Source organism: Mesorhizobium sp. NPDC059025 (assembly GCF_042739655.1).
Taxonomy (GTDB): Bacteria; Pseudomonadota; Alphaproteobacteria; order Rhizobiales; family Rhizobiaceae; genus Mesorhizobium.
In genome coordinates, this window is record NZ_JBHYIM010000001.1 from 73,296 (window position 1) to 95,668 (window position 22,373).

The following is a 22,373-nucleotide window of genomic DNA, read 5'->3' on the forward strand; positions in this document are numbered from 1 at the left end:
GAACTGATTTCACAAAAACATGGCGTCCTCCCGCATCGACACCAACCGCCTCGGCGAAATGGATGTGTTTGTTCGCGTGGTGGGCTTATGCGGCTTTTCGCCGGCGGCCAGGGCGCTCAGGCTCTCGCCTTCCGCTGTCAGCAAGCTGATCGCGCGGCTGGAGGTGAGACTTGGTGCCCGCCTGTTCAACCGGTCTACCCGCAAGTTGGCGCTGACTGCGGAAGGCAATATTTTCTACGAGCGTTGCGTGCGTATTCTGGCTGACGTCGATGGCGCCGAACGCGAAGCCGCCGCAGGCGCAGTGCCGCGGGGGGCGCCTGAGGGTCAATTGCAATACTGCCTTCTCGCAATGGATGCTCACTCCGATCGTACCGGAGTTCCTGGCGCTCTATCCCGAGATCGTGCTCGACCTCGTTGTTTCCGACGTGGTGGTGGATCTGCTGCAGGAACACGCCGACGTGGCGATCCGCGTCGGTCCCCTTGCCAATTCCAGCCTGATTGCGCGCAAGCTCGGGGAAAGCAAGGCAATGGTGGTGGCTTCGCCGGTCTATCTGGAGCGTGCCGGCACGCCACGAACGCCGGCTGACCTTGCCAGCCACAATCTGCTCGGTTTTGGTTTTCCCCGTTTGATCGAAGGCTGGCCATTCCTCGATGAAAACGGGCAGGTGGTGCGCATCGCGCCGCAGGGCAACGCGCTGGTCAGCGATGGCGATACGATGAGACGGCTGGCCATTGCCGGCGTGGGTATTGCTCGCACAGCCCGTTTCCACATGGAAGAAGACCTTGACGCTGGCCGCCTTGTGCCGCTGCTGGAAGACTACAGCCCAGGCGAGGTCGAGCCGATCCACGCGGTCTATGTCGGACAAGGTGGTGTGTTGCCGGCACGTGTGCGTGCCTTTCTTGATTTTCTTGTTCGGAGGGTTAAGTTAATTTGATGTATGAATTTATACTGGAATTTGTAAGATTTTTATTGTAATATCTCGCAATAGATGGAGGGGATTTGCAATGAAGATTTATATCTCAGGATTTGTTCTGTGGAAATTTATTGCATTAATATCTGCGATATTTGTGTTTAATTTCATTAATGCAGCGAATGCATCGTCACTTTATGACGAGTTTATAAAAAATCGCAAAAATTTCCTTATCGTTCCGAATCTCATCCCCTCTCAGCAGATGTGGAGACAGGGCAACCATGAACGGTTGATGTCCATGATTGAGGGGGCTTGGCTGGACGCCAGCGCAAGGGCTCCCGGGTCGGAAGTAGATTTCAAAAAAAATTGCTCTGATTTCGGCGGTCTCTTCAAAAGAATAAATGGTTATTCATTCGAAATGATATTTAAGGATAGTTTAAGAAAAAGCAAATCAGACATCCGAGTCATTTATATATTTAAAGATGGTTTTGCATATAACGTGCGATATGATGTTGAAAAACAAATTGAGATGTTTGGGGAGCTTCAAGCTAAGGACTTTTTCAGGCGGGCAAATCAAACCAGCATTTTGATACTTATGTCTCCCAATGCGCTGTTGGAGATCAACGCCGAGACAGGTTTTCCAACATTATGGAGCCGATGCCTCCCATCCTGAATGCTCGAAAGCCGTATTTTCGCAAGCATGGGAGAGGTTGGTGCTACGGCGCGCCTTACGGTAGCGTCAAACATTCGTGCTGGGCTGCCAATTCTCCTCGAGCGGGATTGACGACGTCGGTTTCGGTTGTTAAAGCCGAACCGTAACGTACGGTACGGCGACGATCGACGATGGAAACGGACACCAATCAGGGCGGAGCGGAGGCGCAGAATGCGCAACCCGACGCGCTGACTGATCGCCAGAAGGACGTGCTGGACACCGTTTTGCGGCTTCTCGTTGAAGAGGGCGACAACCTTTCCATGACGACGGTGGCGCGGCGCGCCTCCTGCTCCAAGGAAACGCTCTACAAATGGTTCGGCGATCGCGACGGGTTGCTCACCGCGACCGTGCGCTGGCAGGCGTCGAAAGTGCGGGTCACTCCGGTCGACCAGGGTAATCCCGATCTGATTTCCCTGGTGGAAAGCCTGGAAGGCTACGCACGGGATTGGCTGAAGGTGATTGCCAGTGACACGTCGATCGCGCTGAACCGCGTTGCGGTCAGTCATGCCGGTTCAGGCAAGGATAACCTTGGCGCCATCGTTCTCGAAAACGGCCGCTTTGCACTCGCCAAGCGTCTGAAGCCGGTGCTCGATGCCGGCAGGCGGGCAGGGCTTCTTGTTTTCGAGGATGCCGAGACCGCCTTTCGTACTTTTTTCGGACTGGTCGCGCGCGACGTGCAGATCCGTCTCTTGCTCGGTGATTGGCCTGGTCTGACCGAAGCCACCATCGAAACCGACGCGGCGCGTGCCACCCAGCAGTTTCTCGCTCTTTACGGGCAAAACCCCGGCCGCAAGGCCTCTGACTTCAACGGGAAGGACTGAACAAATGCGTGTCTATTACGATCGTGATGCCGATCTGAACCTGATCAAGGGCAAGAAGGTCGCCGTCATTGGCTACGGTTCGCAGGGCCGTGCCCATGCGCTGAATCTCAAGGAGTCCGGCGTCAAGGAAATCGCCATCGGTCTCAAGGCTGGTTCGCCCACCGCCAAAAAGGTCGAGGCTGACGGTCTCAAGGTGCTCACCGTTGCGGAAGCCGCCAAATGGGCCGACCTGATGATGATGGCAACGCCTGATGAACTGCAGGCCGACATCTACAAGAACGAGATCGCTCCGAACATCCGCGACGGTGCCGCCATTGCTTTCGCGCACGGCCTTAACGTGCATTTCGGCCTGATCGAGCCGAAGGCAACCGTTGACGTGCTGATGGTTGCGCCGAAGGGCCCGGGCCACACCGTGCGCGGCGAATATCAGAAGGGTGGCGGCGTGCCCTGCCTTGTTGCCGTCCATCAGGACCCATCGGGCAACGCGCTCGACCTTGCGCTGTCCTACGCCTGCGGCGTCGGCGGTGGCCGCTCGGGCATCATCGAGACCAATTTCCGTGAGGAATGCGAGACCGATCTGTTCGGCGAGCAGGTGGTTCTGTGCGGCGGTCTGGTCGAATTGATCCGTGCCGGTTTCGAGACGCTGGTGGAAGCCGGCTATGCGCCGGAAATGGCTTATTTCGAGTGCCTGCACGAAGTGAAGCTGATCGTCGACCTGATCTATGAAGGCGGCATCGCCAACATGAACTACTCGATCTCGAACACCGCCGAGTGGGGCGAGTACGTTTCGGGCCCGCGTATCATCACCGCCGAGACCAAGGCTGAGATGAAGCGCGTGCTCACCGACATCCAGACCGGCAAGTTCACGTCGGAGTGGATGCAGGAATATCGTTCCGGTCTCGCTCGCTTCAAGGCAACCCGTCGTCTCAACGACGAGCATCCGATCGAACAGGTCGGCGAGAAACTGCGTGGCATGATGCCGTGGATCTCGAAGAACAAGCTGGTCGACAAGGCCAAGAACTGAGGCCTTACCGACCACTCCGCACCGGTGCGGAGCGCAGGATGCTTCGCGACGACATCCTCAAGTAATGTTCAGTCGCAAAAATCCAGGCCGGCGAATCACTTCGCCGGCCTTTTTCATGTGCCATTCCGGCACGGTTCCACCTGGCATGAAGGTCGCTTGTCGCTGGTTGGCGGCAGCAAGATCCTGAAATGGGTGTGCCGGGGTGGCCAAGCCCGGATGGTGACCGGGAAGCCAACAGTTCCGTACCGATGCGACCGGTCCCGCGGGGGGCTTCCGGTGGCGGTGCGAGAGCCGGCGCGGCGGGGGGCCGCGCCGGCTCGGTCATTTGAGCGATCTGCGTCTCAGTAGCGGTAAGGCGATACGCACTGCCGGCGCGGTCCGTAGTTGGGCTGGAAGGTGTTGTCCCAGGCCCGGTACGAACGATAGCGCGAATAACACCACTGCACGTGGCCGGATGCGCGAGGTGCGCGATAGATGCGCGGGCGCGGCCGATAGTAATAGTCGTCATAGAGCAGCCCGGAGCCGAGAAGGCCGAGGCCCAGGTAGACACCCGAATTGTTCCAGCCGCGACGGTGGTGACGATAGCGCCAACCGTCGTCCCGCCAGCCGCGACGCCAACCGCGATCACCACGCCAGCCGTCGCCACGCCAGCCGTCGCCACGCCAATGGCGGCCGCGCCAGCCATCTCCTCGCCAGGCGCGATCGCCGCGCCAGCCACGTCGCCATTCATAGCTGGTACTGCCGCGATCATTGCCGCCGGCCCAACTGTCGCGAACTTTTACGATGTCGGCGTTTGCTGCGGGTACAGCAGGTGCTGGCATCGGAACGGAAAGGGCCGGCGTAGCAAGGCCGACAAGCAGGCCGAGCGTCACGAGCCCGGTACGAAAGTTGATGAGCCGTTTCATAACACTCTCCAATGAAACACAGGCCTCCGCGCCCTTGGATTCCGAGGGAGGACGCGACAATGGGCTTCGATCCATGAACGGGCGATGAATGGAAAGGTTTCATCAACTATTCCAAACGGCTTGTCGCGTCCCGTTATCGAACAGGTTCAGCCTTGTCTTTGGTGCGGCTTGCAGGCAAAGCTCGGATCATGTCGCTGCGCCTCGCCACCTTCAATGTCGAGAACCTGATGAACAGGTTCGATTTTTCGGGCTATCGCAATCAGCTCAACGAGGATCGCACGCTGGCGCTCTTCGATATCCGCAGCGAGGCCGAGTACCGGCAGCTCGAACAGGCGCGGGTGATCGCCCATTCAGACGATACCAGGCAGCTCACGGCACTGGCTATCGCCGCGACACGGGCTGACATCATCTGCCTGCAGGAAGTGGACAATATCGAGGCGTTGAAAGCCTTCGAATACGGCTATCTGTTCAAGATGGTGGGTGAGGGCTATCGCCAGAAATACACCACCGATGGCAACGATTCACGCGGCATCGATGTCGCCGTGATGATGCGGACCGAAACCGCGCATGGCCAGCCGATCGACTTCGTGCGCATGACCAGCCATGCCTATGTCACCTTCGAGCAATTCGGCCTGTTCACGCCGGAGCTTGCGGCGCTCGGCTATGAAGCCAATGAGCGCATTTTTCGGCGCGATTGCCTGGAGATCGATGTTACGGTCGGTGGCGTGCCACTGACGCTCTATCTGGTGCATTTCAAGTCGATGGGGCCGCCGCGCAACGGGCTCGACGGCCGTGCCGCCACGATGCCGCTGCGCAATGCGGAAGCCCAGGCGGTGCGCCGCATCATCGAGCAGCGTTTCGGCGCCGAGCATGCCGCTGCCAAGCGCTGGGCGATCTGCGGCGACATGAACGACTATCGTCACCGCGTGCTGATCGGTGGCGATGCCTATGGTGGCTACAATTTCCAGCCGGTGGCGGAGACCGAATCCTGCCTGAACGTTTTCCTGGCAGATGGTTTTGCCGAGAACATCGTCGAGCGACGTCCTGAAATTGATCGCTGGACGCTCTACCATACGCGTGGGCCCCAGGAACGGCACCTCTGCCAGCTCGACTACATCCTGCTGTCGAAAGGCATGGCCGCGCGCAATGCGGCCATTCCCGACATCATCCGCAACGGACAGCCCTGGCGCACGCCATTCCCGCCCGGCCAGGAGATCGAGCGTTTTCCACGCATCGGATGGGACAGGCCCAAGGCTTCCGACCATTGTCCGGTGGCGGTCACGCTGGATCTCGTCTGAGAATGGCTCGCTTCGAGATTCCGCGCGGCACCATTGTGCCCGTTGCCTCGGTGGATGTGCGCCTCGACCCCGAACCGCATCCGTTCGAACTCGAGAACATGGTGCTCATCGAAGAGAACTGGCGGCGGGAGCACGCTGCCAATCCGCGTCTTTATGATGGCACCTTGACGCTGCCGTCGGAGTTGAAGCTCAACAGTCGGGGTGAACTGATTGGCCGCTGCCACGTGGCGCGGTTCGCAACGATGCTCTACTGGCGCAAGAATAAGGGCAGCCCGGACATTGAACATTGTTTTGCGCAGGCCGCATTGGTGGCAGGCGACGGTGCATTGATTGCGGTGCGCATGGGGCCGCACACGGCCAATGCCGGCCGTGTCTATTTCGCGGCGGGTTCCTTTGAACCCGAAGATTTTATTGATGGCCGCGCCGACACGGTGGGCAACATGCATCGCGAGGTTATGGAAGAGACCGGGCTCGACTTGACCCATACGCCATGTGAGCCGGGCTACCATCTGCATTCGATCAACGGCTCGACCATGCTGTTTCGCCGTTATTATCTCGACGAGGCTGCCGAAACCGTGGCTGACCGGATACGAGCCTTCGTCGCCTCTGAGGTCGAACCGGAGATCGAAGGTCCGGTGATCGTCCGTTCTGCACGTGATCTGCCCGAAGGAACGCTCAATCATCTCGCTGCTGTCGCACGCTGGCATTTCACCTGAGTTCACTGCGCGTCAGACAATCCTTGCTACCGGGATATCGTTACGTCACTGGTTGGCGTCGGCGATTTTGCCCGGCTGTTCCAGAAGGAGATCATGATCATGCAGATTGTTCGAAGGCGCCTTTTGTCCAGCATGGTCGCGCTGGCAGCAATGTCCTTGAGCGGTGCTGCGGGCGCTCTCGACAGCGGTAACACCGGCGCCAAGGTGGTCGTAAAGCCGTTGGCCTGGGCCACGACCACCGCCAGCGGGCAACCGATCGTTCTGCCGCAGAAAAACGTGCAGGTTCTGGTCTCGGCCTATGAGATTCCGAGCGGCGCTACCTTACCGGTGCACAAGCATCCGTCGGCCCGCTACGCCTATGTTCAGGGCGGCACCTTGCAGGTGACCAATGTCGAGACAGGCCAAAGCAAAACCTACCAGGCCGGCGATTTCATCGTCGAAATGATCGATACCTGGCATCAGGCCGTCAATCTGGGCGCCGATCCGGTCAAGCTGTTGGTCATCGACCAGGTCGAGGAAGGGACCGCGAACACGCTGCTGCAAAAATAGCTTCTGCTATTCGTGCCGCAACGCTTCGATCGGGTCCAGCCTCGCGCCGCGCAAGGCCGGGAAAAAACCGAACACCATGCCGATCAGGGCCGAGAAACCGACTGCGAGCAGGATGACCGCAGGGCTCGGCGAGAAGGGGATAGACATCGTCACGGCTGCCAGTCCGGCCAGGGACAGGCCTATAAGGATGCCGATGATGCCGCCGAGCAGGGACAGCACCGTGGCCTCGACCAGGAACTGGATGAGGATGTGACGTTCATGCGCTCCAATGGCGAGCCGGATGCCGATCTCGCGGGTGCGTTCGGTGACCGAGACCAGCATGATATTCATGATGCCGATGCCGCCGACCAGCAGGCTTACACCGGCGACGGCGCCCAGCATGCCGGTCATGGTCGCGGTGGCGCTCGCCATCGTGTCGGCGATCTGCGTCATGTCGCGGATGTCGAAGTCGTTTTCGCCATCCGGCGGCACACGCCTCGCATCGCGCAGCATGCCCTCGACACGCGGCAGAAGCACCGATGTCGGCGTCGCTTCGTCGGCGGCGACATAGATGTTGTCGACATTGCAGTTGCCGGCAATGCGCCGCTGGAAGGCATGCAGCGGCATCAGCACGACGTTGTCCTGGTCCTGGCCGAAACCGGTATAACCCTTTGCCTCGAGCAGGCCGATCACCTGGCAGCTCATCTGGTTGACACGGATTGCCTCGCCGACCGGGTCGCCGGCACCGAAGAATTGCTGCCGCACCGTCTCGCCGATCAGGCACACGCCCGTGCCCGAGCGGGTCTCTGATTCGGAAAAAGTGCGGCCGGAGGCGAGTTTCCAGTCGCGGGCATCGAGGAAGCCGCTCTCGGTTCCGGTCACTGCCGTGACCAGGCTTTCCGTGCCGAAGACGGCGCGAACCTGCTTCTGTGCTGCGGGGGCGATCGCACGCGCGCCGGACAATTGCCTGGACAGCGCCTCAGCATCCTTTTCCTCAAGTGGTCGTGCAACGGAATCGGAGCTTCTGGGGCCATTGAAGCGGCCGGAACGCACCACGAGCAGGTTCGATCCCAGCTTGGAGATGTCTGCCTTGACCTTCTGCGTCGTGCCGGAGCCGATGGTCAGCATGGCGATGACGGCGGCGACGCCAATGACGATGCCGAGCAAGGTGAGGAAAGAGCGCAATGCATTGCGGCGCACCGAGCGCAGCGCCAGACGAATGGTTTCCCAGATCATGGGGTCGCCTCCATGGTCGTCGCGTCGGAAGCAATATGGCCATCGAGGAAACGGATGGTCCTGCCGGCGTAAGCGGCGATATCGGGCTCGTGCGTGACCATGACGATGGTCAGGCCGAGCTCCTGGTTCAGCCGGGTGAGCAGGTCCATGATCTCGTGGCTGCGGGCAGTGTCGAGGTTGCCGGTCGGTTCGTCGGCCACCAGAAGGGTCGGGCGGCTGACGATGGCACGGGCAATCGCCACACGCTGCTGCTGGCCGCCGGAGAGCTCGGCCGGCGTATGGTGTTCGCGCCCGGTCAGCCCGACCTCTGCCAGGGCCTGCATGGCAAGCTGGCGGCGCTCGTTATGGGCGACGCCGCGATAGATCAGCGGCAGTTCGACATTCTCGACGGCCGTCGTGCGCGGCAGAAGGTTGTAGCCCTGGAAGACGAAGCCGATATGCAGGTTGCGCAAGGTGGCTCGGCGACCACGATCGAGCCTGCCGGCATCGACATCCATGAAGCTGTAGGTGCCGGCTGTCGGCGTATCGAGGCAGCCGACAATGTTCATAGCCGTGGATTTTCCGGAGCCGGAAGGGCCCATGATGGCGACGAATTCCCCGCGCGGAATGGCGAGATCTATGCCGGCCAGGGCATTTACCCGAGCCTCGCCTTCGCCATAGGTTTTCCAGACCTTGTCGAAGTTTATCAGGGGAGCCGCACGCATGGTCAGCTGCGCTGTTGCGCTGCTGTGATGACGAGATCGCCGTCGTCAAGTCCCGACAGAACCTCGGTCAGGTCGCCGTTGGTCGAACCCACCGTGACGTCCACGGGGCGAGGGCGGCCATCCTTCAGGATGAAAAGGCGCCGCGTGCCTTCCGGACCGCGAGCCTGCTGACGGTCGCGAGGTCCCGCATTGACGCGGTTCGGGCGGCCGGTGAACATCGACAGCAGGCTGAATTCCCGGTTGCGCGCATCCGCGGACGGGCGGAAGCGGAATGCTGAAGAGGGGACGGTCAACGCCCCCTTTGACTGCTTGGTCACCACGGAGACGGTGGCCGTCATGCCGGGGCGCAGCAGCAGTTCGCCATTGTCCACCTCAAGGCGTGCCTTGTAGGTGACGACGCCGTCGGTGGTGACCGATGCGTAAGCGATTTCACGGATCTGCGCGTTGAAAGGCCGCTCGGGGAAAGCATCCACGGTGAAACGCGCATTCTGGCCTGGCTGCACGGTGCCGATGTCGGCCTCGTCGATCGCGGCCTGCACTTCCATCTTCTTCAGGTCGGCGGCAATGACGAACAGGACGGGCGCCTGCAGCGACGAGGCCACGGTCTGGCCGGGATCGACTGAACGGGTGAGCACGATCCCGTCGATCGGCGCATAGATGGTGCTCTTGGCGAGATCGGTCTGCTGAGCCTTCAGGTCGGCGTTGGCGATGGCGAGGCTGGCTTCCGCGCTGTCCAGCGCTGCCTTGGCGCGATCGCGCGCTGCCTGCGCGGTATCCAGCGCCTGCTGGGTAGCCATGCCGCGCTTTGTCAGCTCGGAGGTGCGTGACAGACTCTGCTCGCTTTCACGCAGCGTCACCTCCGCCGTTTCGACGGCGGCGGCCGCCGCCTTGGCCGAGGCCGTCGCCCGTTCGATCTGGACTTCCAGCTTGGTGGTGTCGAGCGAAGCCAGCACGTCACCCTGTTTGACCTGCTGGTTCTCCTCGACGGCAACGGTACGCACGATACCCGACAGCTCCGAGGAGATGTCGACCTGGGTGAGGGGCTGCAAGGTACCGGTGGCAGAAACCTGGACAGTCAGATCCGCACGCGCGGCGGCCTGCGTGGTGTAGTCGATACGGGCAGGTGCGCCTGCATACCAGCGCCAGCCGCCAAGGGCCGCCGCAATGACAAGCACGGCCAAAGCCGCATAGAACCAGCCACGCCGGCGTTGCCGCCTTGCACCGGGTGTGTCGAGGTTGAGGGACGCCTTGATGGCGGAAGCCTCCTCCGCCCCTGGCTGCTTGACAGTCTGGTCCACGTTGGACCCCTATGCTGCTCGAAATGTCCCTGATTGCGACACATCAGGTTTTGTGCGGGCAATAGCAAATTAATTTTCAGTCATGTTGGCTGGCAGTCGAACGGGAATTCGTAAATGGCGGCGCGTAACTATCTGATTTATGACGTTTTTACCGATGAGGGCCTGGCTGGCAATCCTCTGGCCGTGGTGCTGGACTGCGAAGGGCTGGACCTCGATGCCATGCAGCGGATCGCGCGCGAGTTCAACCTGTCCGAATCGGTTTTCGTGCTGCCGCCGGAGAACCCGCGGCACCGCGCCCGTATCCGCATTTTCACGCCGGACTACGAGATGCCGTTCGCCGGCCACCCCACCGTTGGCAGCGCCGTGGCGCTGACAGAGCTGGCAAGCGGCAAGGAAGACGCCATCTTCGTGCTGGAGGAGAACATCGGGCCGGTGCGGTGCGCCGTAAGCCGCGGTGAGGGTGCCACCTTCGCCGAGTTCGACCTTGCCAAACTGCCGGAACAGCTCAAGCTCACGGCCGAGCCTGAAGCCATCGGTGCGGCGTTGGGGCTGGGACCGCACGAGATCGGTTTCGAGAACCACCGCGTCGCCTTCTTCAGCGCCGGCGTGCCCTATGTGACCATACCGGTCGCCAATCTGGCGGCTGCGGCCAAGGCGCGTCTCAACAACGACATGTGGGCTCAGCTGGCGCCAAAGAAGAGCGAATGGGCTTTTGCCAGCCCCTATGTCTACTGCCGCGAGACGGTGAACAAGGAGAGCGCCTTCCATGTGCGCATGATCGTGCCCGGCAATCCGTCTTACGAGGATCCGGCGACCGGCTCGGCGGCGGCGGCCTTCGCCGGCGCAATCATGCGTTTCGACCAGCCGGGCGACGGCATGACACGCTGCTGGATCGAGCAGGGCCTGGAAATGGGGCGTCCATCACGAATCCGTCTTGAGCTCGACGTCGCTGGCGGCAAACTGGCGTCTGCCCGCATCGGCGGCCAGGCAGTGAAGGTGGGCGAGGGCAAGCTGTTCGTCTGATCCGGAAGGCGCAAACCGGGCTCCAGACAGGTGCGGCAAAAAGAACCGTATCGATTTGTCGGGAAATGAAGCGACAGGGGCTGGACAGGAAGGGGAGTGGCGGCTATATGCCCGCCCAAGCTGGTTTTCACCAGCCCCGTGGGTGATTAGCTCAGTTGGTAGAGCAGCTGACTCTTAATCAGCGGGTCGTAGGTTCGATCCCTACATCACCCACCATTTCAACTACTTAGCATCCGCTCCGCCAGTGCCATTTTTGCAGGCTGCTCACGGTTTCGTGGATATCCGCGCCGGTTCTGTTCCGGCACGGATCGTTTTGACGATGTTGCTGCTGAGCGGACAGAAGCTGTGGCAGATCAGTCCCGATAGACTTCGACATCGATGAAGTCGGGATGGACCTTGACCCTGATCATCGGCGTACCGTTCACAATCGCCTGCCGGGACGCCTTGCTCGCCGTCCCCCGGTTCAGCATGTTTTCGAGCTTGGCCCGATTGCCCTTGTCGGAAAAGAACGAATCCGTCTCGTCCTCAGGGTCACCCTTTCCGTAGACATACAGATTGGCCCTGTCCTGGCGGATGATCGCGGCGACGCTGGTAAGGCGTTCGCCACTCGAGTTGAAATGGTCGGCGGCGCTCAACCTGGCGACATAGGATTCGATCTGCTGCGCGAAAGCAGCAGATGGCGGCAAGGCCAGCAAAAGACCGACAGACAAGAACAGTGATTTCATGATGCCCTCTTTTTCTCGCGGAGACTTACCCGCTCGGGCCGCGGCTGTCATCTGTGTCACGGGTAATGAGAGGCAGGTGATCGGGCTCGCCTCCCTCCAGACCGACCATGTTGCCTGAGCCCGCCGAGAACTGCTGTCAGGCGACCCCGATGAGCCGTGAAACTATCCGTCGCTGCAGACGCGACAAGTGCGACGATCGTCGTAGGCGCGGCTTGGAAGGGTCGACCGTCACCCCGTCGCCTAGGTGCACGCCGACAATTGTCGACAAGGCGGCCACGATAGTTGAAATACGCTTTTCCAATGCTTCGAACTTCAAGCCGCCCGACGGAAATCGCCGAGACAGAAGTTGCTTCGCCAAGCGAATGTCGCGATCGTCAGGCTGTCAGGATCTTGGCTTCCTTGGCTGCGGCTAGAAACGCTTGTCTGGCGATTTCAGGCTCGCTGCCTCCGCCAAGCACTCTCATGCAGGCCATGCGAGCCATTATGCGCTGCCCCGTCTCTCCGATCGGCCAGTCGTAAAGCAACAGTTCTGCCGCTTCACGCGTGCTCGTCACCAGCCTCTTTCCAGAAGGAAGCCGCACGGTCACCGGGTTTTCAAACGTTCCTGTTTCGCCGTGGTTCATCTGCAAGTCTCCAACGCGACCCCATGGAAAAGCATACGGCGGAATACCCGTTTCAGTTTCTTCACTTTCGGGCGCGTACGCTCACGTTGCGTGATGCATGGATGGCCAACCTCTTCAAAACCGAAGCCATGGCCCTCAACAGGTATGCGACCTGTTGAGGATGGGCTGACGCCAACTGGATGAGAGAAGGAGGTTTCGACGAGCGGAATTTATTGAACCTGGTTGGGTGGATCATCCCGTTCAGTCGCGTGCAGGGGGTATGAACAGTATTTTCGCTATACGCGCTACTTCCCGCAATAGCGGTCGTTGATGTCATTGACCGCATTGGCGTCAGGACCGACGCGGTGATAGGCGCAAGGGCCGACAGCCGTCGTGAACATCTGTTTGTCGTAATAGCGCGGGCCGCCGAACAGCATTTCGACAACGGTGCGTCCGGCCGGCACGTAACGCTCCTCGTGATGGACACGCTGCTTTTTGTGATGGTGCTTCTTCTCACCGGCGAAGGTTGGCGCGCTCAGGCCAATCGCCAGGACCGCCGTGAGTGCGCAGGTTGCGAAGTGCTTCATCGCCATCGAAAATCTCCATGCCGTCGGTCAGAAAGCAGCGGCCAGGGCGAAAGTTCCCGAGCATTGGAGATTCTCCGAAAAGCCGCGCATTGGCAATGCCGCGCTGGAGGCTTGCCACGGCGCCCGGAGGGCACGCTGCCTGCCATCCGGCTATTTTTCCGAAACACCTGCTTCCGCGAAGCTTGCCATGCCTGCGTGGCAGGCCAGCGCCGAGCGGACGAGATTGACGGCGAGGCAGGCGCCGGACCCCTCACCAAGCCGCATGCCAAGATCGAGCAGCGGTGTCAGGCCAAGCGCCTGCAGCAGGCCGCGATGGCCTGCTTCCGCCGAGACATGGGCAGCAAGGGTGTGGGCAAGGCCCGCGGCATGCAGCTTGGCCAGGGGGGCCGCTGCCGCGGTACACACGAAGCCGTCAAGCAGCACCGGCACGTTGCGGTGACGCGCGGCAAGTGTGGCGCCGAAGATGGCCGCCAGTTCGCGGCCGCCGAGAGCGGCCGCCGCCTTCAGCGGGTCGGCAAGCACCGCGGCATGACGGTCCAGTCCAGCTTCGATCGCAACGACCTTGCGCCTAAGGCCGGCATCGTCGACACCGGTACCGCGACCTGTCCATTTCTCGGCGCCGCCGCCGAACAGGGCAGCAGAGATCGCCGCCGCCGGCGTGGTGTTGCCGATGCCCATTTCGCCCAGGCAGAGCAGATCGAGATCCGCGTCCACGGCATCATAGCCGGCAGAGACCGCGGCGAGGAAAGCCGCTTCATCCATGGCAACACCCTGGGTGAAGTCGCCTGTCGCATGGTCAAGGTCGAGTGGGATGACATCGAGCTCCGCACCGGTCGCCCGGGCAAGCTGGTTGATGGCCGCGCCGCCATGGGCGAAATTGGCCACCATCTGCACCGTGACTTCGGAAGGGTAGGCCGAGACACCCTGGGCGGTGATGCCATGGTTGCCGGCGAAAACGAACACTTTCACCCGATCGAGCCTCGGCATGTCGCGGCCCTGCCAGCGCGCCAGCCAGGCGGCGATCGTTTCCAGGCGGCCCAGGCTGCCCTGCGGCTTCGTCAACGTGTCCTGGCGGCGGGCGACCGCAGCCGCGGCGGCCTCGCTGCCGGTCGACAGATCGCGGCAGGCTGCGCGCAGTTCATCGAATGATTTGAAGGGCATGACGGATTTGTCTCCGAAACGGAATCAGGTGAGTGCGACGGATGCAACGATGAGTACGGCGATTTCGCAAAGCTGCTGCAGGGCACCGGCGGCATCGCCGGTATGACCGCCGATCTGGCTGAGGCAGAGCTTGCGAAAACAAAGGAAGACCAAACCGAGCAGGGCGACGGCGGCAAGTGCGCCACCAAAGCCCAGCACCAGCAGCGCGACGGCACCCAGGATGATGCCCGCCTGCGCGGTGCCCAGCGAAACCGTGCCGATGCGGGAAGAGAGACCTTCGGCGGTGGCCGAGGGCAGCCAGTGCAGGAAAGCGCCGAGCAGGCCGCGCGAAGCGGCATGGGCAGCGACCAGCGCAAGCAAGGCGGACCAGCCGCTGGAAAACTCCGCCAAGGCACTCCAGCGGATGAGGATGCTCAAGCCGAGCGCGGAGGCGCCATAGGCGCCGATGCGGCTGTCATGCATGATCTCCAGCTTGCGTTCCGGCGTGCGGCCGCCGCCGAAGCCGTCGGCGACATCGGAAAACCCGTCCTCATGCAGGGAGCCGGTCGACAGCATCATGGCAGCCAGCGCAAGCGCCGCGGCTGGGCCGGACGCAACGCCGAAGCTTGTCGCCAGCGTGAAGGTGGCCGCGCCGACGATCGCCACCACCACGCCGGCGATCGGGGCTGCCCAGATCGCGTCGGCCAGCTTGCGGTCGCCGAAATCCAGAACCGGCAACGGCAGCCGCGTGAAGAAGACCAGCGACAGCGCGATGTCGGTGGCGATCCTGGCCGAGGCTGGGCTGGTGCTCATGGGTTCACCGCAATGGCGTGGAAAAACGTGCCGCTGACAAGGCCGCGCCGCGCACCGGAAGTGCCAAGCGGATTGCCCAGCCCGTCGGCAAGCTCGGCAAGCGGTTCATCCGAGCCAGCGTCTGTCACCTGTGCATAGTGGAATTCATGGCCGCGCACGACCGTGCCGGCTGGTCCAAGGGCGCAATCGCTCCTAAGCCGGGCTTCGCGATAGCCGAGATTCATCTTGCGCCTGGCAAAGGATGTCGAATGACCGAGCAGCCCGAGCATCGGGTGGGTGACGCCGTCGGCGTCTTCGAGCGCTGCGCCCAGCGTCATGAAGCCACCGCACTCGCCATGGATCGGTTTTGATGCCGCGAAGTGCTGCATGCCGCCGCGGAATCTCCCGGCCGCGGCGAGCCTGCCGGCATGCAATTCCGGATAACCGCCCGGCAGCCAGCAGACATGGCAGCTTGCATCCGGCGCCTCGTCGGCGAGCGGCGAGAAAGGCACGATCTCGGCGCCGGCGTCGCGCCAATGTGCTGCCACATGCGGATAGACGAAGGTGAAGGCAGCATCCTCGGCCAATGCGATGCGCTGGCCAGGTGGCGGCAGTGCTGCGCTGAAATCACCGGTTGCCGGTTGCAGCGGCGCGGCCAGCGCCATGATCGCGTCGAGGTTGAGCGAGGTTTCGGCCATGTCGGCCAGCCGGTCGAGATGCGACATCAACCCGGCATGCTCGCTGGCCTGAACGAGACCGAGGTGGCGCTCGGGCAAGGCAAGGGCTGAATCGCGCTGGATGGCACCCACCACAGGCAAGCCGAGAGCTTCGATGGCATCGGCGCAAAGCTTGCGGTGGCGTTCGCTGCCGAGGCGATTGAGCACGACGCCGGCGATGCGCACATTGGGGTCGTAGCAGGAAAAGCCCTTGGCGATTGCCGCCGCTGTCGTCGACTGGCCGGATACGTCGAGCACCAGAAGCACCGGCAGCCTGTAGAGTCGGGCAAGGTCGGCTGCCGAACCGGTGCGGCCGTCCGGCGACGGAATGCCGTCGAAAAGCCCCATGGCGCTCTCCAGCACCACCAGTTCGGCATCGCCGGCAGCGCGTGCCGCAAGGCCGTTGAGCAGGGAAGGCGGCATCGCCCAGCTGTCCAGATTGACGCCGGGAAGACCGGTGGCGGCGGCATGGAAGCCGGGATCGATATAGTCTGGGCCGGATTTCGCACCGCGCACGCGCACGCCGCGCCTTGCCAGCGCGCGCAGGATGCCGATGGTGACGCTGGTCTTGCCCGAGCCGGAACGCGGTGCGCCGACGATGATGGCGCTCATGATCTGGCCGCCAATCTTTCGCGCATGGCGACGATACCGCCAACGATGATGAGTGCCGGTGAAACGATCGCTTCCCGTGCGGCCGCATCCACCAGCGTGCCGAGGGTGGCGACGACGGTGCGTTCCTGCGGCAGCGTGGCGTTCTCGATCAGCGCTGCCGGCGTGTCGGATTCCAGCCCGCCGGCGAGCAGATCGGCGACGGTCGCTTCCATGTGGGTCAGGCCCATGTAAATGACGATGGGCTGGCCGGTGCGGGCGAGCGCCTGCCAGTCCGGGCGGTCGTCGGAGACCGCGGCAAAGCCGGTCGCCAGGATGATGGCGCCGTTGATGCCGCGCATGGTCGCCGGAATGCCGGCCGAGGTCAGCCCGCCGAAAGCGGAGGTCACACCCGGCAGGACACGATTAGGAATGCCGTTTTCGGTCAGCGCCAGCGTTTCCTCGCCGCCGCGTCCGAAAACATAAGGGTGACCGCCTTTCAGCCGAACCACCTTGCGGCCTTCCCTGGCGAGCTTCACCAGCAGCGTGTTGATCTCGCCCTGCGGGATGGACAACCGGCCGCCGCGCTTGCCGACGTAGAATTTTTCAGCCTGCCCGGCGACGTCGATGATCTCCTGCGAGACAAGCGCGTCATGCACCAGCGCATCGGCCTGGCTGAGTGCGGAGAGCACTTCCAAGGTGAGCAGGCTGGGGTCACCCGGGCCGGAGCCGGCCAGCCAGACATGGCCGGGCTCGAGCCTTGGCTTGTGTGCGGTGAGCTTTTCGAGCGTCGCGGAAAGCATCATAGCCGGTTCCTGAAACGGCGCTGGTAGTAGGCGTCGTAGAGCGAGCTTTCGGTGAAGTCCTCGGCTGCCAGCGAGCGCCCGACGAAGATCAGCGCGGTGCGCTCGATCGGATCGGCGGCCAGTGCGGCTGCCACAGTTTCCAAGGTCGCGCGGATGACGCGCTCGTCCGGCCATGTGGCGCGAAAGACGATGGCGACGGGACAATCGCCGCCATAGTGCGGGGTCAACTCCGTCACCACCTGCTCGATGGCGTGGATGGCGAGGTGGATCGCCAGCGTTGCGCCGGTGCGGCCAAAGGCCGACAAGGTTTCACCCGGCGGCATCTTGGAGGCACGGCCCGAAACACGGGTCAGTACCAGGCTTTGTGCCACTTCCGGGATGGTCAGTTCACGCTTGAGCGCTGCCGCGGCTGCGGCGAAGGACGGCACGCCGGGGGTCAGCGTATAGGCAATGCCGTTGCGTTCGAGGCGACGGATCTGCTCGGCGACGGCGCTCCATACCGAGAGATCGCCGGAGTGCAGCCTCGCCACGTCCTGCCCGGCCTTGTCGGCGGCAACATACTCGGCCTCGATTTCGTCCAGCGACATCGGAGCGGTGTCCACCAGTCTCGTGCCGGGCGCGCAATGGTCCAGCAGTTCCGGTGCCACGATGGAGCCGGCATAGAGGCAGACGGGGCAGGATGCGAGCAGCCTCGCGCCGCGCAAGGTGATGAGATCGGCAGCGCCCGGACCAGCGCCGATGAAATGCACGGTCATGCCGAGGCTCCGTTGACAGCGATGGCGCAGGTAACGGCGCCTGTTATGAGGCGCGGTCCAAGCAGTCGCGCGTTTTTGCCCGCCGCCGCGAGTGCCGCGCCTTCCGATACGGATGGCGAACCGGCAACGGCGAGGGAAGTATCGGAGCGGGTAAGCCCGGCCTGGGTGTTGCCCGCATCAGCGTCCTCAACGACGATCACCTCGAGGCCGAGCAGCTCCGCGGCGGCAAAGATGGCAGCCTCATCCTGCTTGAAAGTGGTGGTGGCGAGCGCGGAAAGCGCAGAGCGATCGAGGTCATGACTGAGAAGGGCTGCGTCGACCGCCGCCAGAACGCCGGCCGCGTCCACGCCCTTGCGACAGCCGATGCCCGCGACGATCATGGCTTGATCCAGCTCCATTGCGTTACCGGCAGGGCTGGCCGCCAGGCCTGCATGGTGCCGACGGGTGCCGCGCGCGAAATGGCGATGCGGGTCAGCGTGCCGCCCAACTCCGCCTGACGGGCGACCAGCAGCGCCTCCATCTCCAGGGTGACGGCATTGGCCACGCAGCGACCACCAGGCGGCAGTGCCTTCAGTGCCGCATCGAAGACACCGGCATCGGTGCCGCCACCGCCGATGAAGATGACATTTGGTGCCGGCAGGCCAGCCAGTGCTTTCGGTGCCTCGCCTTCGATCACCGTCAGTCCCGGTACTCCAAAAGCCGTGGCGTTGTACCGAATGCGCTCGGCGCGCTCGGCATTGGCCTCGATGGCAAGGGCGCTCAGCGAGGGATGCGACAGCATCCATTCAATCGCGATGGAACCGGAGCCCGCGCCGATGTCCCACAAGACCTCATCCCGACGTGGCGCCAGCGCGGACAGCGTTATGGCGCGCACTTCACGCTTGGTGATCTGACCGTCGGTTTCGAAGAGGTCGTCGGAAAGACCGGAGGCGAGGGGCAGGATCCGCGCCTGCGCTTCCGATTCAATTTCGAGCGCCAGCACATTGAGCGGATTGATGTTTTTGAGATTGAAATCGCTGGCTCTCGCGCCGCGGACGACCTCGTCCGGGCCACCCAGTGCTTCCAGAACGGTCAGCCTGGACGGACCGAAGCCAAGCTCGGCAAGCAGCGTCGCCAGCTTGGACGGTGCTGTCCCGTCAGAGGTCAATGCCAGGATCCGGGCGCCGGGCTGCAGCAACGGCCGGATCAGATCGTGCGGGCGACCATGCAGGGAAATCGTCTCGACCTCCTGCAGTGCCCAGCCAAGCCGTGAGGCTGCGAGCGAGATGGAGGAGGGTGCAGGCACCACCACCATGTCAGCGGCGGCGACCTTGCGTGCCAGCGTCAGGCCGACGCCGTGAAAGAATGGATCGCCGGAAGCAAGCACACAGACGCGTCGGCCGGCGCGATCGAGAACCGCTTCCATTTGCGGATCGAAAGGTGTCGGCCACTGGTGCATCTCGCCGGTGACAAGTGAGCCGGCGAGATCGAAATGGCGCTTGCCGCCGAAAACGAACTCGGCCTCCGCGATCAGTCGCTTGGCCTCGTCGCCCAGACCCGCTACACCGTCCTCGCCGATGCCGACAATGGCGAGCCAGGCTGGTACGGCGCGCGTTTCTTTCTCAGCAGGCATGATGTCCCACCGTATTCTCATTCTGGGCGGAACCACCGAGGCCAGGCAACTGGCCGGTCGATTGGCGGCAAGACCCGATGTTGAGTTGACCCTTTCGCTGGCGGGGCGCACGGAAAACCCGGTTGCCCAGCCTGTGCCGATGCGTGCCGGCGGTTTCGGCGGCGCCGACGGCCTCGCCGCCTATCTGAAGGACAACCAGACCGATCTGCTGATCGACGCGACGCATCCCTACGCGGCGCGCATTTCCACCAATGCGGCCAAAGCCGCGCGACTTGCCGGTGTGCCGATCCTGGCGTTGCGCCGCCCCGGCTGGGAACGACGGGAAGGTGACCGCTGGACGGAAGTGGATGGTGCTGCAAATGCCGCCGTCGCGCTCGGTCCCGCCGCTCGGCGTGTCTTCCTGGCGCTCGGGCGCCAGGACGTTGGCGTCTTCGAAGCGGCTGCCCATCACCACTATCTCCTGCGCAGCGTCGACCCGGTCGAGCCACCGCTCGGTATTCCCGGTGTCGACTATCTGCTGGCTCGCGGGCCTTTCGATGAGGCGGATGAGCATCGACTGTTGATCGAACACCGCATCGACGTCATCGTTTCCAAGAACAGCGGTGGCGAGGCGACCTACGGCAAGATCGCCGCGGCGCGAGCGCTTGGTATCGAGGTGGTTATGATCCGCAGGCCGGTTCTGCCGACGGTGCCTTCGGCGGCCGGCATCGTGGAACTGCTTGCGATGGTCGATCATTCCCTGCGTCCCGTCGCCGAGCGCGGTGTGTAGACCAGCGCTGGTTTGCCGTTGCGCTTGATGACACGGGTTTCGGGCGATCCGATGATCACGCAGGTTGCCATATCCGCCATATCTGCCCGGGCGAAGGCGAGCGAAGCAACTTCGATACGCTCGTCGGGACGGCCGGCGGCGCGACCGAAAATCACCGGTGTTGTACCCGGCAAAATAGCGGCGAGTGCCTCGAAGGCACGACCAAGCTGCCAGGGGCGGGCCTTGCTGATCGGGTTGTAGAGGGCGATCACGAAGCCGGCACCGGCTGCCGCCAGCAATCTGAGTTCGATCAGATCCCAGGGTTTCAGGTTGTCGGACAACGAAATGGCACAGAAATCATGGCCGAGCGGTGCGCCGGCACGGGCGGCTACGGCGAGCATGGCGGTGACGCCCGGCACGATCTGCAGGTCGATGTCACGCCATTCGGCAGGGCCATCCTCGATCGCTTCGCACACGGCGGCCGCCATGGCAAAGACGCCAGGATCGCCACCAGAGACGACAGCCACTGCATGGCCTTGCGCCGCCTTGACGATCGCCTCCTTGGCGCGCGCCAGTTCCTCGCGATTGTCGGAAGCGATCCGGGTCTGGTGCGGCTTCAGCTCGAGCCGGTCGACATAGGGTTTGTAGCCGTAAAAGAACTCGGCCTCAGCGACCGCAAGGTTTGCTTCCGGTGTGACCTGGTCGGCATTGCCGGGGCCGAGGCCGATGACGAAGAGACGGCCGCTCACAGGCTTGCCTCCGGGCGTCCGGACCAGCCGGCCACCAGCACCACGGCGAAATAGGGCGCCTTGTCGTCCGGCTTGTCCTGCAATGGCATCGACACCGAACCCGGCATCGTGCCGCGTTCGACATAGACGGCGCGTGCGAGCTTGCCGGTGGCGTCCAGCGCGCGGCGAATTTTCGCCAGGTTGCGGCCTACCTTCATGATGACCGCAGCGTCGGTGTCGGCAAGCCGCCGGGTCAGTTCGAACTCGTTCATGGTGCCGGGCAGGACGGTCAGCACATCGTCACCCTGCACGATCGGCAGGCCGTTGGCCGACCAGCAGCCGGACATGGCCGTCACGCCGGGAATGACCTCGGTCGGGTAACGATGCGCAAGGCGTACGTGCAGATGCATGTAGGAGCCATAAAAGAGCGGATCGCCCTCGGAGAGGATGGCGACCGTGCGACCCTGGTCGAGATGCTCGGCGACCCGCATCGTCGACTCCTCATAAAAACCGGTGATCGCCGCCTTGTAGTCGTCGCTGTCCTTGTCGATCTCAATGGTGACCGGGTAGACCAGCGGCAGTTCGATCCAGTCTGCCCGATAATGTGCACCGACGATGGTGCGGGCATTGCCGTTGGCGCCGCGCTTGGAAAAATGCGCGACGACATCGGCCTCGGCCAGCGCACGCACAGCCTTGAGCGTCATCAGTTCAGGATCGCCGGGACCGGTGCCGACGCCGATGAGGCGGCCTTTCGCCGACGCGCTCACAGGCCAGGCCTCGCCAGCGAATTCAGCGCGGCAGCCGTCATGGCACTGCCGCCCAGCCGGCCACGCACGATGGCGAAGGGCACGCCATAGGAGTTTTCGGCCAGGGCATCCTTGGATTCGGCGGCGCCGACAAATCCCACCGGCATGCCGATGATCGCGGCCGGTTTGGGTGCGCCGTCGCGCAGCTTTTCCAGGAGATAGAACAATGCCGTGGGCGCATTGCCGATGGCTACCACCGCACCTGCAAGCCGGTCGGTCCAGAGGTCGATTGCCGCAGCCGAACGCGTGTTGCCAATCGCCTTGGCTATGTCGGCGGTACGGGGATCGCGCAGAGTGCAGATCACGTCATTGCCGGCCGGCAGGCGGGCGCGGGTGACGCCATGCGACACCATTTCGGCGTCACACAGGATGGGCGCGCCTGCCTTGAGCGCATCACGGGCGGCGGTGGCGAAATCCGGCGAAAAGACGAAATGCTTGGCCGCCTCGACCTGGCCGCAGGCATGGATCATGCGGATGGCAATGTCGGCCTCGGCTTCCGAGAAGCGCGACAGGTCGGCCTCAGTGCGGATGATGGCAAAGGAACGCTCATAGATGGCGTTGCCGTCGTGGATGTAGTCATAGGCGGCCATAC

Annotated in this window: 25 protein-coding genes, 1 tRNA gene and 1 pseudogene; 10 read left to right on the forward strand and 17 right to left on the reverse strand. The window is 62.8% G+C overall.

Annotated features, from left to right (window positions below; genetic code table 11):
- Positions 1-19: 19 nt before the first annotated feature.
- From ACFWYE_RS00300 to ilvC, 4 genes and pseudogenes are all read left to right on the forward strand, one after another.
- Positions 20-935 (forward strand): annotated as a pseudogene (locus ACFWYE_RS00300) (LysR family transcriptional regulator).
- A 70-nt stretch (positions 936-1,005) separates the two neighbouring features.
- The gene (locus tag ACFWYE_RS00305) at positions 1,006-1,584 is read left to right on the forward strand and encodes a hypothetical protein (protein ID WP_379108887.1); all 579 of its coding nucleotides are present in this window, start codon (positions 1,006-1,008) and stop codon (positions 1,582-1,584) included.
- A gap of 170 nt (positions 1,585-1,754) precedes the next feature.
- On the forward strand, positions 1,755-2,444 hold the full coding sequence (locus tag ACFWYE_RS00310) for a TetR/AcrR family transcriptional regulator (protein WP_379108889.1): 690 nt from the start codon (positions 1,755-1,757) through the stop codon (positions 2,442-2,444).
- A gap of 4 nt (positions 2,445-2,448) precedes the next feature.
- Positions 2,449-3,468, forward strand: coding sequence for a ketol-acid reductoisomerase (ilvC, locus tag ACFWYE_RS00315; protein WP_129414460.1), 1,020 nt, complete (start codon positions 2,449-2,451; stop codon positions 3,466-3,468).
- Between the two features lie 341 nt (positions 3,469-3,809).
- Here the strand turns inward: ilvC and ACFWYE_RS00320 are convergent, their stop codons facing one another.
- Positions 3,810-4,373, reverse strand: a complete 564-nt coding sequence (locus ACFWYE_RS00320) for a BA14K family protein (RefSeq protein WP_379108891.1) — start codon at positions 4,371-4,373, stop codon at positions 3,810-3,812.
- Between the two features lie 188 nt (positions 4,374-4,561).
- Here ACFWYE_RS00320 and ACFWYE_RS00325 point away from each other — a divergent pair, with 188 nt between their 5' ends.
- The 3 genes from ACFWYE_RS00325 (at position 4,562) to ACFWYE_RS00335 (ending at position 6,936) form a co-directional block, all read left to right on the forward strand.
- On the forward strand, positions 4,562-5,671 hold the full coding sequence (locus ACFWYE_RS00325; protein ID WP_379069520.1) for an endonuclease/exonuclease/phosphatase family protein: 1,110 nt from the start codon (positions 4,562-4,564) through the stop codon (positions 5,669-5,671).
- A 2-nt stretch (positions 5,672-5,673) separates the two neighbouring features.
- Positions 5,674-6,387, forward strand: coding sequence for a hypothetical protein (locus ACFWYE_RS00330; RefSeq protein WP_379069522.1), 714 nt, complete (start codon positions 5,674-5,676; stop codon positions 6,385-6,387).
- Between the two features lie 132 nt (positions 6,388-6,519).
- Positions 6,520-6,936: a cupin domain-containing protein gene (locus tag ACFWYE_RS00335; protein WP_379108893.1), complete on the forward strand. Its 417-nt coding sequence runs from the start codon at positions 6,520-6,522 to the stop codon at positions 6,934-6,936.
- A gap of 6 nt (positions 6,937-6,942) precedes the next feature.
- Here the strand turns inward: ACFWYE_RS00335 and ACFWYE_RS00340 are convergent, their stop codons facing one another.
- The 3 genes from ACFWYE_RS00340 to ACFWYE_RS00350 are packed head-to-tail and all read right to left on the reverse strand — an operon-like array spanning position 6,943 to position 10,153.
- Complete coding sequence (locus tag ACFWYE_RS00340) at positions 6,943-8,151, reverse strand: ABC transporter permease (RefSeq protein ID WP_379108895.1); 1,209 nt, start codon at positions 8,149-8,151, stop codon at positions 6,943-6,945.
- Positions 8,148-8,855, reverse strand: a complete 708-nt coding sequence (locus ACFWYE_RS00345) for an ABC transporter ATP-binding protein (RefSeq protein ID WP_379108897.1) — start codon at positions 8,853-8,855, stop codon at positions 8,148-8,150. Before ACFWYE_RS00345 ends, ACFWYE_RS00340 begins: the two co-directional genes overlap by 4 nt.
- Positions 8,856-8,857: 2 nt before the next feature.
- Complete coding sequence (locus ACFWYE_RS00350) at positions 8,858-10,153, reverse strand: efflux RND transporter periplasmic adaptor subunit (RefSeq protein WP_379108899.1); 1,296 nt, start codon at positions 10,151-10,153, stop codon at positions 8,858-8,860.
- A gap of 114 nt (positions 10,154-10,267) precedes the next feature.
- Here ACFWYE_RS00350 and ACFWYE_RS00355 point away from each other — a divergent pair, with 114 nt between their 5' ends.
- Both ACFWYE_RS00355 and ACFWYE_RS00360 read left to right on the forward strand, forming a co-directional pair.
- Positions 10,268-11,176, forward strand: coding sequence for a PhzF family phenazine biosynthesis protein (locus tag ACFWYE_RS00355; protein ID WP_379108901.1), 909 nt, complete (start codon positions 10,268-10,270; stop codon positions 11,174-11,176).
- A 140-nt stretch (positions 11,177-11,316) separates the two neighbouring features.
- Positions 11,317-11,392 (forward strand) — tRNA-Lys (locus ACFWYE_RS00360).
- 137 nt (positions 11,393-11,529) lie between these two features.
- On the opposite strand, the gene ACFWYE_RS00365 is transcribed toward ACFWYE_RS00360, so the two are convergent.
- The 10 genes from ACFWYE_RS00365 to cbiE form a co-directional block, all read right to left on the reverse strand.
- Positions 11,530-11,901, reverse strand: a complete 372-nt coding sequence (locus ACFWYE_RS00365; protein ID WP_379108903.1) for a hypothetical protein — start codon at positions 11,899-11,901, stop codon at positions 11,530-11,532.
- A gap of 374 nt (positions 11,902-12,275) precedes the next feature.
- A complete protein-coding gene (locus ACFWYE_RS00370) occupies positions 12,276-12,524 on the reverse strand; it encodes a DUF982 domain-containing protein (RefSeq protein WP_379108905.1) in 249 nt (82 codons plus the stop codon).
- Between the two features lie 284 nt (positions 12,525-12,808).
- Positions 12,809-13,096 (reverse strand): hypothetical protein, encoded by a 288-nt coding sequence (locus tag ACFWYE_RS00375; protein WP_379108907.1) that lies wholly within the window; start codon positions 13,094-13,096, stop codon positions 12,809-12,811.
- A gap of 144 nt (positions 13,097-13,240) precedes the next feature.
- Positions 13,241-14,251, reverse strand: a complete 1,011-nt coding sequence (cobT, locus tag ACFWYE_RS00380; protein WP_379108909.1) for a nicotinate-nucleotide--dimethylbenzimidazole phosphoribosyltransferase — start codon at positions 14,249-14,251, stop codon at positions 13,241-13,243.
- Between the two features lie 24 nt (positions 14,252-14,275).
- Positions 14,276-15,043: an adenosylcobinamide-GDP ribazoletransferase gene (locus tag ACFWYE_RS00385; RefSeq protein WP_379108911.1), complete on the reverse strand. Its 768-nt coding sequence runs from the start codon at positions 15,041-15,043 to the stop codon at positions 14,276-14,278.
- Positions 15,040-16,350, reverse strand: a complete 1,311-nt coding sequence (locus ACFWYE_RS00390) for a cobyrinate a,c-diamide synthase (protein WP_379108913.1) — start codon at positions 16,348-16,350, stop codon at positions 15,040-15,042. Before ACFWYE_RS00390 ends, ACFWYE_RS00385 begins: the two co-directional genes overlap by 4 nt.
- Entirely contained in the window at positions 16,347-17,132 is a 786-nt protein-coding gene (gene cobA / locus ACFWYE_RS00395) for a uroporphyrinogen-III C-methyltransferase (RefSeq protein ID WP_379108915.1), read from the reverse strand. The genes ACFWYE_RS00390 and cobA overlap by 4 nt, the downstream gene beginning before the upstream one ends.
- The gene (gene cobM / locus ACFWYE_RS00400) at positions 17,129-17,887 is read right to left on the reverse strand and encodes a precorrin-4 C(11)-methyltransferase (RefSeq protein WP_379108917.1); all 759 of its coding nucleotides are present in this window, start codon (positions 17,885-17,887) and stop codon (positions 17,129-17,131) included. Before cobM ends, cobA begins: the two co-directional genes overlap by 4 nt.
- A complete protein-coding gene (locus tag ACFWYE_RS00405) occupies positions 17,884-18,267 on the reverse strand; it encodes a cobalamin biosynthesis protein (RefSeq protein ID WP_379108919.1) in 384 nt (127 codons plus the stop codon). The genes cobM and ACFWYE_RS00405 overlap by 4 nt, the downstream gene beginning before the upstream one ends.
- The gene (gene cbiE / locus ACFWYE_RS00410; RefSeq protein WP_379108921.1) at positions 18,264-19,499 is read right to left on the reverse strand and encodes a precorrin-6y C5,15-methyltransferase (decarboxylating) subunit CbiE; all 1,236 of its coding nucleotides are present in this window, start codon (positions 19,497-19,499) and stop codon (positions 18,264-18,266) included. The genes ACFWYE_RS00405 and cbiE overlap by 4 nt, the downstream gene beginning before the upstream one ends.
- A gap of 1 nt (position 19,500) precedes the next feature.
- Here cbiE and ACFWYE_RS00415 point away from each other — a divergent pair, with 1 nt between their 5' ends.
- The gene (locus ACFWYE_RS00415; protein ID WP_379108923.1) at positions 19,501-20,268 is read left to right on the forward strand and encodes a cobalt-precorrin-6A reductase; all 768 of its coding nucleotides are present in this window, start codon (positions 19,501-19,503) and stop codon (positions 20,266-20,268) included.
- Here the strand turns inward: ACFWYE_RS00415 and ACFWYE_RS00420 are convergent.
- Genes ACFWYE_RS00420 through ACFWYE_RS00430 form a run of 3 tightly spaced genes read right to left on the reverse strand, consistent with a single transcriptional unit; the run spans position 20,232 to position 22,371 of the window.
- The gene (locus tag ACFWYE_RS00420) at positions 20,232-20,996 is read right to left on the reverse strand and encodes a precorrin-3B C(17)-methyltransferase (protein WP_379108925.1); all 765 of its coding nucleotides are present in this window, start codon (positions 20,994-20,996) and stop codon (positions 20,232-20,234) included. The two genes, ACFWYE_RS00415 and ACFWYE_RS00420, sit on opposite strands and share 37 nt — an antisense overlap.
- Positions 20,993-21,742: a precorrin-2 C(20)-methyltransferase gene (locus ACFWYE_RS00425; protein ID WP_379108927.1), complete on the reverse strand. Its 750-nt coding sequence runs from the start codon at positions 21,740-21,742 to the stop codon at positions 20,993-20,995. The genes ACFWYE_RS00420 and ACFWYE_RS00425 overlap by 4 nt, the downstream gene beginning before the upstream one ends.
- On the reverse strand, positions 21,739-22,371 hold the full coding sequence (locus ACFWYE_RS00430) for a precorrin-8X methylmutase (RefSeq protein ID WP_379108929.1): 633 nt from the start codon (positions 22,369-22,371) through the stop codon (positions 21,739-21,741). Before ACFWYE_RS00430 ends, ACFWYE_RS00425 begins: the two co-directional genes overlap by 4 nt.
- Positions 22,372-22,373 lie beyond the last annotated feature (2 nt).

Coding starts and splice junctions, on each gene's coding strand:
- cbiE (WP_379108921.1), bottom strand. CDS start 19,499: ATGCCTGCTGAGAAAGAAACGCGCGCCGTACCAGCCTGGCTCGCCATT.
- cobT (WP_379108909.1), bottom strand. CDS start 14,251: ATGCCCTTCAAATCATTCGATGAACTGCGCGCAGCCTGCCGCGATCTG.
- ACFWYE_RS00330 (WP_379069522.1), top strand. CDS start 5,674: ATGGCTCGCTTCGAGATTCCGCGCGGCACCATTGTGCCCGTTGCCTCG.
- ACFWYE_RS00415 (WP_379108923.1), top strand. CDS start 19,501: ATGTCCCACCGTATTCTCATTCTGGGCGGAACCACCGAGGCCAGGCAA.
- ACFWYE_RS00365 (WP_379108903.1), bottom strand. CDS start 11,901: ATGAAATCACTGTTCTTGTCTGTCGGTCTTTTGCTGGCCTTGCCGCCA.
- ACFWYE_RS00430 (WP_379108929.1), bottom strand. CDS start 22,371: ATGGCCGCCTATGACTACATCCACGACGGCAACGCCATCTATGAGCGT.
- ACFWYE_RS00305 (WP_379108887.1), top strand. CDS start 1,006: ATGAAGATTTATATCTCAGGATTTGTTCTGTGGAAATTTATTGCATTA.
- ACFWYE_RS00340 (WP_379108895.1), bottom strand. CDS start 8,151: ATGATCTGGGAAACCATTCGTCTGGCGCTGCGCTCGGTGCGCCGCAAT.
- cobM (WP_379108917.1), bottom strand. CDS start 17,887: ATGACCGTGCATTTCATCGGCGCTGGTCCGGGCGCTGCCGATCTCATC.
- cobA (WP_379108915.1), bottom strand. CDS start 17,132: ATGATGCTTTCCGCGACGCTCGAAAAGCTCACCGCACACAAGCCAAGG.
- ACFWYE_RS00335 (WP_379108893.1), top strand. CDS start 6,520: ATGGTCGCGCTGGCAGCAATGTCCTTGAGCGGTGCTGCGGGCGCTCTC.
- ACFWYE_RS00390 (WP_379108913.1), bottom strand. CDS start 16,350: ATGAGCGCCATCATCGTCGGCGCACCGCGTTCCGGCTCGGGCAAGACC.
- ACFWYE_RS00320 (WP_379108891.1), bottom strand. CDS start 4,373: ATGAAACGGCTCATCAACTTTCGTACCGGGCTCGTGACGCTCGGCCTG.
- ACFWYE_RS00355 (WP_379108901.1), top strand. CDS start 10,268: ATGGCGGCGCGTAACTATCTGATTTATGACGTTTTTACCGATGAGGGC.
- ACFWYE_RS00385 (WP_379108911.1), bottom strand. CDS start 15,043: ATGAGCACCAGCCCAGCCTCGGCCAGGATCGCCACCGACATCGCGCTG.
- ACFWYE_RS00345 (WP_379108897.1), bottom strand. CDS start 8,855: ATGCGTGCGGCTCCCCTGATAAACTTCGACAAGGTCTGGAAAACCTAT.
- ACFWYE_RS00370 (WP_379108905.1), bottom strand. CDS start 12,524: ATGAACCACGGCGAAACAGGAACGTTTGAAAACCCGGTGACCGTGCGG.
- ACFWYE_RS00405 (WP_379108919.1), bottom strand. CDS start 18,267: ATGATCGTCGCGGGCATCGGCTGTCGCAAGGGCGTGGACGCGGCCGGC.
- ACFWYE_RS00325 (WP_379069520.1), top strand. CDS start 4,562: ATGTCGCTGCGCCTCGCCACCTTCAATGTCGAGAACCTGATGAACAGG.
- ilvC (WP_129414460.1), top strand. CDS start 2,449: ATGCGTGTCTATTACGATCGTGATGCCGATCTGAACCTGATCAAGGGC.
- ACFWYE_RS00375 (WP_379108907.1), bottom strand. CDS start 13,096: ATGGCGATGAAGCACTTCGCAACCTGCGCACTCACGGCGGTCCTGGCG.
- ACFWYE_RS00310 (WP_379108889.1), top strand. CDS start 1,755: ATGGAAACGGACACCAATCAGGGCGGAGCGGAGGCGCAGAATGCGCAA.